Raw genomic sequence first — 11,970 nt, forward strand, 5'->3', positions numbered from 1 at the left:
GTCATCCCTTGACGCCGCCGCTGGTCAGCCCCGAGATCAGGGCCTGTTGCATGACGAGACCGATCACCACGGGCGGCAGGGCGGCAAGCACGCCCGCGGTCGCTATCAGTCCGTAATCGGAAACACGGCCGCCGGCGAGATCCGCAATGGCGACGGTGAGGGTCTTCGCGCGCTGATCCGAGGTAAAGAGCAGCGCGTAGAAGAATTCATCCCAGGCAAGCAGGAAGGCGAAGAGCGCCGACGTCGCCATGACGGGCGCTGCCAGGGGCAGGGTGATGATCCGCAGCGTGGCAAACAGGCTGGCGCCGTCGATCATTGCAGCGGATTCGATCTCGCGCGGAATGGAATCAAAACCTGATTTCATCAGCCAGGTCGTGAAGGGGGCAAGGATCGTCAGGTAAACCAGCGCCAGCCCGAAGACGTTATTGAGCATGCCGAAATAGGCAAGCGTCATATAGAGCGGCACGGCCAGCGCCACCGGCGGCAGCATGTAGGTCGCGATCACCATATAGAGCGACCAGCCGACGGAGGGCGTGCGGGATACCGCCCAGGCGGAAGGAATGGCAAGCGCGATTGCCGCGATCGTTGCCATGCCTGATACCTCGATGCTGTTGACCAGCGACGAGGTGAATGCTGCGCCGGCACTGTTTTCGGCTCTGGAGAGCAACACACCATAGCGAGAGAAATCGACGGCCTGCGGCCACCAGCGCAACGGCTTGGCGGCAAGATCCGCGGCGGGCGAAATGCTCATGACAAAGAGCCAGACAAGCGGCGCCAGGATGACTGCGGCCAGCAACAGGGCACAGACATAAACGAAGGCGGTGAAGATCGGGTTCTTGCGTTCCATCAGGCGGCACTCCCTGCAGTCTTGCGCACCAATGCGGCATAGGCTGCCGCGAGCACGGTGACGAGCAGCGTGACAATCAGCGCCAGCGAGGCACCGGATCCCGCGCGTTGGAAGGAAAACGCCTCCTGGTAGACCAGGATGGAAAGCGACCGGGTGCTGTTGGCAGGGCCGCCACGGGTCATGACCCAGATGATGTCGAAGACCTTGAAGGCTTCGATCGTGCGCAGCACCAGCGCCACCATCAGCGGTCCGGCCAGATAAGGCAGGATCACGAAGCGGAAGCGGTTAAACGGTCCGGCGCCGTCGACCAGCGACGCGGCCGTTATATCGCGCGGAACGGCCTGCAGGGCCGCGAGAGCGATCAGCGCCACCAGCGGGAAATTCTTCCAGCAATCGGCAACGATCAGCGAGACGAGGGCAGTGCCCGGTTCTCCGAGCCAGGACCGATATTCGCCGATAAGACCAAGCTGGGTCAGCGCGGCGTTCAATGCGCCATATTCAGGATTATAGATCAGGCGCCAGAGGGTGGCGTTGACCACTGTTGGCAGCGCCCAGGGCAGGATCATCAGGCCGCGCAGGATGGTGCGCCCCTTGAATTCCTGATTGAGCAGCAGGGCGGCAAGGACACCAAGCACCATTTCGGCAAAGACCGAGGCGATGGCGAATTCGGCCGTGGTGATGAGGGTTCGCTGGAAATTCGAACCGGAGATCATCTTCACGTAGTTGTCGACGCCGACGAAACTGCCCGCGGTCCCGACCAGCTTGGCATCGGTGAAGGAGAGGCCGACCGTGTCGACGAGCGGCCAACCGATGACGGCGATCATGACCACCAGGAGCGGCAGCATCAGGAGCCAGGCGCGGGTCGTCATCCAGGTGCCGGACATCAGCGTCTCTTCTTGTTCTTGGAATAGCCGGAGAAAAGTCCGGGCGACGGGAAGGCCGCCGCCCGGCTTGTCGAGATCAGAGGCCGCTATTGTCAGCTGCGGTCTTCAGCGCGTCTTCAGGCTTTGACTGGCCGAGGAGCGATTCCTGGATCGCCTGCTGCAGGGCGGTCGAAAGTTCCTGATACTTCGGCGTCGTCGGGCGCGGGAACATTGCGGCGAGCGCATGCTTAGCGGCGCCGATCAGTTCTTCCTGACCCTTTGTCACGGCCGGATCGTCGTAGGAGGTCGCCCAGATCGGCAGGCTCAGCTTGGCATACTGGTTCTGCACCGGCTGCGAAGTCATGAAGGTAATGTACTTCCAGGCCTCGTCCTGATGCTTGCTGGTTGCCGTGATGCCGAGGCCCATGGAGCCGTTGACTGCGGAAACCTGGCTCTTGCCATCGACGCCGGGGGCAGGCACGACGCCGACCTTGCCGGCAACCTTGCTGTCCTTCGGGTCATTCGCCATGTTGTACATGTAGGTCCAGTTCAGCGCGAAGGCAGCTTCGCCGTTTTCGAAGACCTTGCGGACATCCTCTTCCAGAAATTCCTTGGAGTTCGGATTGGTCAGGCCCGACGTATAGCTGGAGACCATGTACTTCAAGGCGTCGAGACCGCCGCCGTTCTGGAAGTCCGGCTTGCCGTCCTTCAGGAAGTCGCCGCCGTAAGCGCTGACGAGCGTTGCATAATCGCAGATCGCGGCTTCCGCCTGCGACCAGCTCCAGGCGATCGGGGTGGCGAGCAGGCCCTTGTCCTTGATGATCTTGGCGTCTGCGCTCAGTTCGTCCCAGGTCTTCGGGGGCGCGGTGATGCCGGCTTTCTCAAGGATTTCCTTGTTGTAGAAGAGATACTTCGTGTCGAGGATCCACGGCATGCCGTAATATTTGCCGTCATACTGAACGGTTGTCCACGCGCCCGGCAACACACCCTTCTTCATCTCATCGGTAATCTTGTCGGAGACGTCGACCAGCACCTTGTTGGTCGCATACTCGGCCGGCCAGATGACGTCGAAGAGGGCAACGTCGTAACCGCCGCCGGAGCCCTGCGCCAGCACCGTCTTATCGTGCAGGCCTTCGTAAGGGACGAATTCGAGATTGACCTTGATATCGGGATTGGCCTTCATGAAGGCATCCGTCATGGCGCGAACATCGGCCTCGCTATAGGCCGCCTGGACCATGAAAAGCGCGTTGAGCGTTGTTTCCGCGTGGGCATGCGTGGCAAAGGACGCGCCGATGAGGGCAGCACCCAAAAGCGCGTTGCGTGTCGATTTCAACATTCCTACCTCCATTGACTGTTTATTGTGATGTCGCCCGCTGCCAGCTCATCGCGGCATCGGGATCTCGGGTTGGCGTCGCGTCGAGACGCGGCACCGCCATGCGTACTGGAGCGTTGAAACGACATCGGAAACCCTGGCCCTCGTCGTCTGCGTTCCCCGGAACTCTGAACGGTTCCTTATTAAGTCAATTGCATTGACTAATTTCTTGTTCAATATTCTAATCAAGTCAAGAGGGATTTCAGCGGTCGACCGAGATGAACGATATCCGCCCCATCCGGGCCAAGAGTGGTACCAATCAGGAAGGCACCAGCGCCCATAATCGCCGGGTGATGATCGACGCTTTGCGACTGAACGGTTCCCTTTCCCGCGCCGATCTTTCCCGCGCAACCAAGCTTACAAAGCAGACGGTCTCCAACATCATCGAAGAACTCGAAGGTGATGGTCTGGTCGTTTCCCTGTCAGCGGTGCGCAAGGGCAGGGGGCAGCCTTCGACGCCCTATCGTCTGGTCCCTGAGGGTGCGTTTGCGATCGGCCTCCAGATCGATCGCTATGTGACGCGCGCGGCGGCCGTTAATTTGGTCGGCACGGTATTGGTCCGCGCCGAAGCAAACCTGCCGCTTGACGGGCCGGCAAGAGGTGTCAAAGTCATCCTCGACCTAATCGAGGGGGTGCGCAAGGAACTTGCTGTCCTCAGCGCGCAATCGGAGAAGCGTCTGGTCGGCCTCGGCGTCGCCATGCCTGGTCCATTCGGTCTCGAAGCCCCTGAGGACGATCCGTGGATGATGGCCGCCTGGCAGAATTTTCCGCTACTGGAAACGCTGGCAGCCGGCACGGGGCTCGATGTCGGGCTGCAGAACGACGCCGCCGCATCTGCGACCGCCGAACGAATGGTCGGCGCCGCCCATGGGCTTGATAATGCCGTCTGTCTTTATCTCGGTTACGGTATAGGCGCGGGCCTTATTCTCAATGGCGAGCTCTACGCCGGAGCAAATGGAAACGCCGGCGAGATCGGCATGGTACTCTCGCCGCCGGGAAGCAAGGGTAAAGAGCGACAGACGCTGGAGCATCGGGCGTCGTTCGCCTCGCTTTACCAACATATGGGTTTCGATCCGGCAGACCCGATGTTGCGTCAAAAACTGACGGTCGCAGTCGAAACTGCCGATCCGTTGCTAAGGGACTGGATTGAGGCTGCAGGCGTGGATTTGCGCTGGAGCGTGCAGATCATCGAGACGATCTTCGATCCGGAGACGGTCATTCTGTGCGGAAGCGCTCCCGAGCCGCTGGCGCGCCGGCTGATCGAAGCAATGCATCCACTGCTGCCGTCAATTGCCGAACGACGGACAAGGAGGCTGCCGCGACTTCAACTTGGCATGACGGACCCTTGGGCGGTGGCACTTGGCGCCGCCGCCGAACCCATCAGCCGCGCCTTCGACCCTCGCTTTTCGGCAATCCTTAAAACCCGGACGAACAGCCTGGCCTAACGCCTTTGCCGCTCACCCAATTACGGGCAAGGCATGGACATATCGAAGGTGCTTGTTCGCATCCCGACTGTGTTGGGACCGGAGTCGCACAGCATCCGAGGCTGACTGGAACTGGTCGTGCCATCATTGCTGTTTGTCAGGCTGCCCGTCACCATTGGGTCCAAATTGATTGTGCCGTCAGGGAGAATGGCATCCTTCGAATGATCGGTGCCGCTGCCAATCACCGATTGCACACGAGAGCCCTTGAACATTTCCGTCGTATGCGTCTTGTGAGTGTTCTGCGCCACGACCGTCGTCGCAACGCCCATTATCAAGGCGGATACCGCGAGGGTTCTAAGAAACATGATCATTGCTCCTACCACCTGGGATTAATCCCCAACCGGGATTAATCGGCGTAAACGCTGGATCGCGCTTTATGTTCCGCGGCAATTCGCAATAATATGCTTTTGAACACTCTCCGGAAATTTGATCTATGACGGACGGCATTTCTGTATCGAATCAGGTCAAAAATTGCGGACTTTCCATAGGCAGTTCATATGATGGTATTGCTGTCACAACATCAGCCACATTTGTCGAGAACACCATGAGTTCCACAACATGCCCCAGGCCTTCGGAAGAAGGTATTCTGCAGTTCCTTGAAATCTGCGACTCCTTCTACCCAGCCGACGCGGTGAACGCCTCCATCGAGCAGCAGCGGCAATGGTATGATGCCTTGTGTGCGCGTTTCGATCGTTCGCTTCCGGAAAGGATGGTCGTCGAAGATTCGATCATCGGCGATGTTCCCGTCCGATCCTATCGTCCTGCCACGTTGCGCAGTTCCACGCTCCTCCTCTATTTCCATGGCGGTGGATTCGTCGTCGGTTCGCGGCAGAGCCATCACGCCATATGCGCCGAGATCGCTGACCATGCCGGAGCAGAGCTCGTATCGGTTGACTATCGCCTCGCGCCCGAACATCTCTGGCCAGCGCAGGCGGATGATTGCTTCGCTGTCTTGAAACATGTTCTGAGGGACGGCCGCCGTGTCGTCCTGATCGGCGATAGCGCCGGCGGCAACCTTGCGGCGGGGGTGGCTGTCCAGGCGAAGAACGATGGCCTCAATGGCATCGTTGGCCAGGTGCTGATCTACCCAAGCCTCGGCGGTGATTTGATTTCCGGTTCCTACGAGGAAATGGCGGATGCTCCGGGGCTGACAACGTCAGATGTCGCCTACTACCGCCAGCTACTCGGGGCGCCGGAAGACAATCCGATAGCGATGCCGCTTGCCACAGAGTCCTTCGCCGGCCTCCCGCCTGCCTTTATCAGCGTTGCCCACTTCGATCCCTTGCGCGACGATGGCCGTATCTATGCCGGCCGGCTTGCGGCCGCCGGTGTCGAAGTCTGGTTTCGCGAGGAGCCGCAGATGGTGCATGCGTGGCTGCGAGCGCGTCATATGAGCGAAGGAGCGCGCATCGGGTTTCGCGCCGTCTGCGATGCCGTCAGCTATTTTGCGGGAGCTTTATGAGATGGCTGGGATCACGGATCTCTCGATCCTTCTGAAGACGATGGAGCCCAACCTTTCGCCGCTGGAATTCGTTTATTGCAGCGTTCCGACCGAGGACTTTACAAACTATCTGACCCTGAACCCGCTTTGCGTTTTCCACGAGGCCGAGGGCACGACGCTGATCCTGCCGATAGGGGCCGCGAAAGATCACGGCTTGCCACACAGCGCGCCGCTACGATGCATCACGCTGACCGTGCATTCGGCGCTTGAGGCCGTCGGACTGACTGCGGCTTTCGCGGCGGCACTGACCCGGGAAGGGATCAGCGCCAATGTCGTTGCCGGCTATTATCACGACCACATCTTCGTCCCTTCGGCCGACGCCGAACGGGCAGTCGCTGCGCTGAAGGCGCTTTCGGCGTCTACATGAAGTCGCGCGGAATGGTTTTGACGAATGTCTTCTCGAAGATCTGCTCCTCGCTTTCGTAGGCGACGACCGATCCGCCGACCCGCCAGTCCGTGGCCGTGCAGGTGATCGTCGCTGTGCTTGCTGTGCGGACGGACCAGCCGGGCCGTTCCATTTCGCAGGTCCAGACCGAAACACCTCTCATCGAAAGTGGATCGTCGGGCGAAATCGACCACACCTCGTCGCGTCGCTGGCGTGTCGAGAGCCCCGTGCCTGGATGCTCAAAAAGCCCGGTGTCTTCGTGAATACGATAGTCCGTACGGTTGGCCGAGAGATCACGCATGACCTGGCGTCTCGTCGCAGCGGGCTTGTGCTCGATATAATGCGGTAGCGGATCGGGATTCTCCGGCTCCTTCACTTCGATCGCGTCATGCACGCCAAGCTTCGGCAAGCCAAGTCCAATGGACGCGATATCGATCGTAAGGCCGGGATCGGTCGGTGCGGGAAGGATCGTCGGCCAATAGGCAGTGGAAAGCGAAAGCCGGATACGGTGCCCCTCGCCAAACCGGTAGCCACAGGCGTCCAGAACAAGACGGATCTGCGTCTTCTCACCGGGCTTCATCGGGGTCGGTTCGGTATTACCATCGCGATGGGCGAGGTTCAGCACGCCATAGGAGACGCGTGTCGCGGTGCCATCGGGGTGGACATCGACCAGGCGGGCGCAAAGATTGGCAATCTCCGCCGTGCAGCTGAGCGTCACTGTCACCACCGGCCGTCCCAAATAGTCCTGCGCTTGGGCGAGCGGTGCAGTCTGGAATGTCAGTGAACCGGCATCGTCGATACGCTGGTCGATCGCGAGTTCCGCATCCGGTTTCAAGGTGAACCATTCGCCGGACGTGGTTCCGGTATCCAGCGGCGACTTGATATAGACGTCATGCGCCGGCGCATGGGGAATCGGCATCCCCTCCATCAGCGTTCCGAACTGCTCGACATAGAAGCATTGCATCTCCGGCTGCGTCCAGGCGTCCTTGGCAATCCAGAAGCCCGGATCGCGGTCACGCCTCGGTGCCGGCCTTACCGCGTCAAGAATGTAGGCTCGAACCTGCGGGCCTTCCTCGATGCCGTTTTCCTCTCCGCGTAGCCAGCGGTTCCACCAGCGGATCGCTTCGCCGTGGAAATCCGCTCGCGGCTTCGGCCAGGCGAAATGCGGATATTTATGGATCCATGGTCCGATCAGCGCCTTGGCTTTCTCGCCAAGCCCCTCTGCGGCGGAAAGCGGCGTGTTGCGATAGCCGTCAGCCCAGCCGGCGATAACGAGAGCAGGGACCTCCAGGGCAGAGAAATCCTCCCGGATCGAGCCATGCTTCCAGAAATCGTCGCGGCGCTGATGGGAAAGCCACTCCTCCATGAAGAACGGCTCTTTCTCCAACCGCTCCAGCCACATCTCCTTCCAGCGTTCTCCAACGATCTCGGGATCGGGGGCGCGGGACTGATAGGCAAGCATGGTGGCCGCCCAGGAAAGCTGCGCCGACAGATGGCAACCATTCTTGTAATGAATGTCGTCGTTGTAACGGTCGACTGTGGAGGCAATCGAAATCACTGCCTTCAGTGCAGGGGGCCGAAGTGCGGCGACTTGAAGGCAATTGAACCCACCCCAGGAAATGCCCATCATACCGACGGAACCGTTGGACCAGGGCTGTTCCGCGATCCAGGCAATCAATTCGCAGGCATTGGCAAGTTCCAGCTCGGTATATTCGCCATCGATGACACCATCGGATTCGCCGGACCCCCTGATATCGACCCGCACCCCGGCAATGCCGGCGGCCGCAAAGACGGGATAGGTGGATTCGTCGCGGACACTGGTCCCGTCACGCTTGCGATAGGGCAGGAATTCAAACACCGCCGGCACCGGATCGACCTCGGCATTGTCGGGCATCCAGACACGCGCCGCCAGCCGCGTGCCGTCCTTGAGCATGATCCATTCGTTTTCGATGACGGTGAAGCTGCGGTCAGTCATTGTCAAAATCCATGTTCCATTACACCTGTCGGTCCCGAAAGACCGCTTGGTCAATTTCCGGCACTGGCCATCTTTCGCGTCGTGAGCACCTTCTCAAGCCAACCGATTTCCATTTCGGGAACGGATTTCAGCAGGAGATCGGTGTAGTCGTCGAAAGGCGGAGAGAGCACTTTCGACTTTGGCCCGAAGCGTACCAATTTGCCTCGATGCATCACGGCAACCGAGTCCGCGATGGCGCGGACAATGGCGATGTCGTGGGTGATGAAGATATATGAGAGCTGCTGCTCTTCCTGCAGCCGCATCAATAGCTTGAGGATGCCTTCTGCAACCAGTGGATCAAGCGCCGATGTCGGCTCGTCGCAGAGGATCATCTCCGGATTGGCCGCCAGTGCTCTGGCAATCGCAACGCGCTGCTTCTGGCCACCGGAGAGTTCGGCGGGATAGCGATCGACGAAGCCGTTGCTCATTTCGATATGTTCGAGCAACTCCTTCACCCGCGCTGTCTTCGCCGCGCCCCGCAAGCCGTAATAGAAGGTCAGTGGCCGGCCGATGATGTCACGCACCGTCTGGCGGGGGTTCATCGCGGTATCAGCCATTTGATAGATCAGCTGGATACGACGAAGATCGTCGTTCGACCGGCCCTTCAGTGCCTTGGATAACGGCTTGCCGTCGAATGAGAGGGTACCCTGCAACGGTGGCAGAAGCCCGGTGATAACGCGGGCGAGCGTCGATTTTCCGGAACCGGATTCGCCGACGACGGCAAGCGTCTGTCCCTTCGGCACATGCAGCGAAATGTCAAACAAGACCTTGAAGCCGTTGGGATAGCCGGCGGTGACGTTCTCCACCTTCAGCAGGGCCGAACTCTGGTCGGGAGCCTCCTCACGCTTGTCCTGACGGACATTGACGAGGGCCCTCGTATAATCTTCGCGAGGCGCCTCGATGATCTGTTGCGCGGTACCGTATTCCACTCGTCTGCCGTGGCGCAGAACCATGATGTCGTCGGAAATCTGCGCAACGACGGCGAGATCATGGGTGATGTAGAGCGCCGCGGTATTGGTCTCCTCAATCGCGTGCTTGATGGCGGCGAGCACGTCGATCTGGGTCGTGACGTCAAGAGCGGTGGTCGGCTCGTCGAAGACGATGAGCTCGGGATTCGAGCAGAGCGCCATTGCCGTCATGGCGCGCTGCAGCTGGCCACCGGACACCTGATGGGGAAAGCGATCGCCAAAGCCCTCCGGATTGGGGAGGCCGAGGACGCGGAACAGATAGAGCGCCCGCTTCTTCGCCTCTTCCTTGCTCATCAGGCCGTGCTTGACTGACGCTTCGATGACCTGGCCGCCGAGCTTGTGAGCGGGGTTGAATGCAGCAGCGGCCGACTGCGCGACATAGCAGACGCGGGCGCCGCGCACCTTGCGAATGCCTGACTTGCCGAGGGTCAGGAGGTTCTGCCCGTCGAGCAGCACTTCGCCGCCGGTGATCTCGGCACCGCCACGACCATAGGCGAGGGCAGAAAGGCCGATGGTCGATTTGCCGGCGCCTGACTCACCGATCAGCCCGAGCACCTTGCCTTTCTGGAGATCGAAGGAAACGCCGTCGACGATGGTCACCCGCTTGGGCGGCTCGCCGGGCGGATAGCTTGTCGCCTCGATCTTCAGATCACGAACCGAAAGAAGTTCAGGCATCGCCGCGTCCTCCCTTGAGGCTGGATGTCCGTTTCAGGAGCGAGTCGACCACCAGATTGACACAGACGGCGAGCGCCGCAATGGCGGCGCCAGGCACGAGTGCAGCCGAAACGCCGAAAATGATGCCGTCCTTGTTGTCCTTGACCATGCCGCCCCAGTCGGCCGCCGGCGGCTGGATGCCGAGGCCGAGGAAGGAGAGGGTCGAGAGGAATAGAATGGCAAAGGCGAAACGCAGGCCGAACTCTGCCAGCAGCGGCGACAGCGTGTTCGGTAGGATCTCGCGAAAGATGATCCAGACCTTGCCTTCGCCGCGCAGCTTCGCGGCCTCCACGAACTCCATGACAGCGACATCGAGGGCGACGGCGCGGCCGAGGCGATAGACGCGGGTGGAGTCGAGGATCGCCATGACGAGGATCAGCACGATTAGGTTCTGCGGCAGAACCGCCAGCACGACCAGCGCAAAGATCAGCGTCGGGATCGACATCATCAGATCGTTGAAGCGCGAGAAGATAAGGTCGATCAGGCCGCGGGAAACCGCCGCCGTGAAGCTGAGGATGATGCCGAGCGAGAAGGAGATGAGGGTCGCGCCGAGTGCGACGAACAACGTCGTCCGCGCGCCGTAGATCAGGCGCGAGAGGATGTCGCGGCCGAGATTGTCGAGGCCGAAGAAATAGTTGGCATCGGCCGGCGCCCAGACGTCGCCAAGAACCTGGGTCTCGCCATAGGGCGCAATCCAGGGAGCAAAGATGGCGCATATGAGTGCGAGAAGGATGCCGAGAATGCCGACCCAGGCAGTGATGGGAATATCTCTCAATCTCATCGCGGATGCCTCAGGCGTGGATTGGCGACGATCGCCAGAATGTCGGCCACCATGTTAAGGAGGATATAGACCGCGGCGAAGATCAGGCCGCAGGCCTGCACGACGGGCATGTCACGCACCGTCACCGCATCCACCATGTATTGACCCATGCCGGGATAGACGAAGACCACCTCGACCACGACGACGCCGACGACGAGATAGGCAAGGTTAAGCGCTACCACATTGACGATCGGCGCCAGTGCATTGGGTGCCGCATGCTTGACGATGGCCCGAAAGGCGCTGAGGCCCTTGAGCTCTGCCGTTTCCATATAGGCCGACGACATGACAGAGAGGATCGCCGCCCGCGTCATCCGCATCATATGGGCAAGGACGACAAGCACGAGCGTGGCGGTCGGAAGCGCAATCGCCTTCAACCGGTCAAGGAAATCCATGCCGTCGAAAACCGTGGCCGGAAAGGTGGCGACGCCGAATTTGACGGCAAAGAACATGATCAGCAGATAGCCGATGAAGAATTCCGGCAGCGAGATCGCCGCGAGCGAAACGACGTTGATGATCTTGTCTGGCAGCCGGTTGCGATAATGAACCGAGAGCATGCCCAGGCCGACGGCAAGCGGCACGGCAATCAAAGCCGCGAAGCCGGCAAGAAAGAGCGAGTTGCCCAAACGGTTGCCGATTTGCTCGCTCACCGAATTCTTGCTCGCCCAAGAGGTTCCGAAATCGCCCTCGACCGCATGCCCGAGCCACTGGAAATAGCGGGTCGTCACCGGTTGGTTGAGCCCCAGTTCCTCGCGAATGTTGGCGACGGCCTCCGGCGTTGCCGACTGGCCGAGATAGGTCGTCGCAAAGTCGCCGGGAAGCGCCTGGACGCCGCCGAAGATGAGGATAGACACGGCAAACAACAGGATGATGCTCAGCACCAGTCGTTCGAAGATGAGAAAGACGAGCGGAAAACGCTCGCGCAGTCTTCGACCTGGAAGGCCGCCGACTTCGACAGGATTGGCGACTTCTACGGGATTGGACATGGCAGGCTCGCCTCGCGCT

General features: G+C 60.3%; 11 protein-coding genes. 3 read left to right on the forward strand and 8 right to left on the reverse strand.

What is annotated here, in order from left to right:
• Position 1 precedes the first annotated feature (1 nt).
• The 3 genes from EV561_RS25465 to EV561_RS25475 form a co-directional block, all read right to left on the reverse strand.
• On the reverse strand, positions 2–847 hold the full coding sequence (locus EV561_RS25465; RefSeq protein WP_132525740.1) for a carbohydrate ABC transporter permease: 846 nt from the start codon (positions 845–847) through the stop codon (positions 2–4).
• Positions 847–1,731, reverse strand: coding sequence for a sugar ABC transporter permease (locus tag EV561_RS25470; RefSeq protein ID WP_132525742.1), 885 nt, complete (start codon positions 1,729–1,731; stop codon positions 847–849). The genes EV561_RS25465 and EV561_RS25470 overlap by 1 nt, the downstream gene beginning before the upstream one ends.
• A gap of 76 nt (positions 1,732–1,807) precedes the next feature.
• Entirely contained in the window at positions 1,808–3,046 is a 1,239-nt protein-coding gene (locus EV561_RS25475) for an extracellular solute-binding protein (protein ID WP_132525744.1), read from the reverse strand.
• Positions 3,047–3,300: 254 nt separating this feature from the next.
• On the opposite strand from EV561_RS25475, the gene EV561_RS25480 reads away from it, so the two are divergent.
• Entirely contained in the window at positions 3,301–4,527 is a 1,227-nt protein-coding gene (locus tag EV561_RS25480) for an ROK family transcriptional regulator (protein WP_132525746.1), read from the forward strand.
• Positions 4,528–4,547: 20 nt separating this feature from the next.
• Here EV561_RS25480 and EV561_RS25485 read toward each other — a convergent pair whose 3' ends face one another.
• A complete protein-coding gene (locus EV561_RS25485) occupies positions 4,548–4,877 on the reverse strand; it encodes a hypothetical protein (protein ID WP_245512921.1) in 330 nt (109 codons plus the stop codon).
• Positions 4,878–5,110: 233 nt separating this feature from the next.
• Here EV561_RS25485 and EV561_RS25490 point away from each other — a divergent pair, with 233 nt between their 5' ends.
• On the forward strand, positions 5,111–6,028 hold the full coding sequence (locus EV561_RS25490; protein ID WP_132525748.1) for an alpha/beta hydrolase: 918 nt from the start codon (positions 5,111–5,113) through the stop codon (positions 6,026–6,028).
• 1 nt (position 6,029) lies between these two features.
• Complete coding sequence (locus EV561_RS25495) at positions 6,030–6,434, forward strand: ACT domain-containing protein (protein WP_132525750.1); 405 nt, start codon at positions 6,030–6,032, stop codon at positions 6,432–6,434.
• On the opposite strand, the gene EV561_RS25500 is transcribed toward EV561_RS25495, so the two are convergent.
• From EV561_RS25500 to EV561_RS25515, 4 genes are read right to left on the reverse strand one after another with little or no spacing between them, the layout of a single operon-like run.
• Positions 6,427–8,427: a CocE/NonD family hydrolase gene (locus EV561_RS25500; protein WP_132525752.1), complete on the reverse strand. Its 2,001-nt coding sequence runs from the start codon at positions 8,425–8,427 to the stop codon at positions 6,427–6,429. The two genes, EV561_RS25495 and EV561_RS25500, sit on opposite strands and share 8 nt — an antisense overlap.
• 50 nt (positions 8,428–8,477) lie before the next feature.
• Positions 8,478–10,109, reverse strand: coding sequence for an ABC transporter ATP-binding protein (locus EV561_RS25505; protein ID WP_132525754.1), 1,632 nt, complete (start codon positions 10,107–10,109; stop codon positions 8,478–8,480).
• Positions 10,102–10,929, reverse strand: coding sequence for an ABC transporter permease (locus tag EV561_RS25510; protein WP_132525756.1), 828 nt, complete (start codon positions 10,927–10,929; stop codon positions 10,102–10,104). The genes EV561_RS25505 and EV561_RS25510 overlap by 8 nt, the downstream gene beginning before the upstream one ends.
• Positions 10,926–11,951 carry an ABC transporter permease gene (locus tag EV561_RS25515; protein ID WP_132525758.1) on the reverse strand — a complete coding sequence of 342 codons (1,026 nt, stop codon included), beginning with the start codon at positions 11,949–11,951 and terminating at the stop codon, positions 10,926–10,928. Before EV561_RS25515 ends, EV561_RS25510 begins: the two co-directional genes overlap by 4 nt.
• Between the last annotated feature and the right edge of the window lie 19 nt (positions 11,952–11,970).

Source organism: Rhizobium sp. BK376 (assembly GCF_004341625.1).
Lineage (GTDB): Bacteria > Pseudomonadota > Alphaproteobacteria > Rhizobiales > Rhizobiaceae > Rhizobium.

Coding starts and splice junctions, on each gene's coding strand:
- EV561_RS25495 (WP_132525750.1), top strand. CDS start 6,030: ATGGCTGGGATCACGGATCTCTCGATCCTTCTGAAGACGATGGAGCCC.
- EV561_RS25515 (WP_132525758.1), bottom strand. CDS start 11,951: ATGTCCAATCCCGTAGAAGTCGCCAATCCTGTCGAAGTCGGCGGCCTT.
- EV561_RS25470 (WP_132525742.1), bottom strand. CDS start 1,731: ATGTCCGGCACCTGGATGACGACCCGCGCCTGGCTCCTGATGCTGCCG.
- EV561_RS25475 (WP_132525744.1), bottom strand. CDS start 3,046: ATGTTGAAATCGACACGCAACGCGCTTTTGGGTGCTGCCCTCATCGGC.
- EV561_RS25500 (WP_132525752.1), bottom strand. CDS start 8,427: ATGACTGACCGCAGCTTCACCGTCATCGAAAACGAATGGATCATGCTC.
- EV561_RS25485 (WP_245512921.1), bottom strand. CDS start 4,877: ATGATCATGTTTCTTAGAACCCTCGCGGTATCCGCCTTGATAATGGGC.
- EV561_RS25480 (WP_132525746.1), top strand. CDS start 3,301: ATGAACGATATCCGCCCCATCCGGGCCAAGAGTGGTACCAATCAGGAA.
- EV561_RS25510 (WP_132525756.1), bottom strand. CDS start 10,929: ATGAGATTGAGAGATATTCCCATCACTGCCTGGGTCGGCATTCTCGGC.
- EV561_RS25505 (WP_132525754.1), bottom strand. CDS start 10,109: ATGCCTGAACTTCTTTCGGTTCGTGATCTGAAGATCGAGGCGACAAGC.
- EV561_RS25465 (WP_132525740.1), bottom strand. CDS start 847: ATGGAACGCAAGAACCCGATCTTCACCGCCTTCGTTTATGTCTGTGCC.
- EV561_RS25490 (WP_132525748.1), top strand. CDS start 5,111: ATGAGTTCCACAACATGCCCCAGGCCTTCGGAAGAAGGTATTCTGCAG.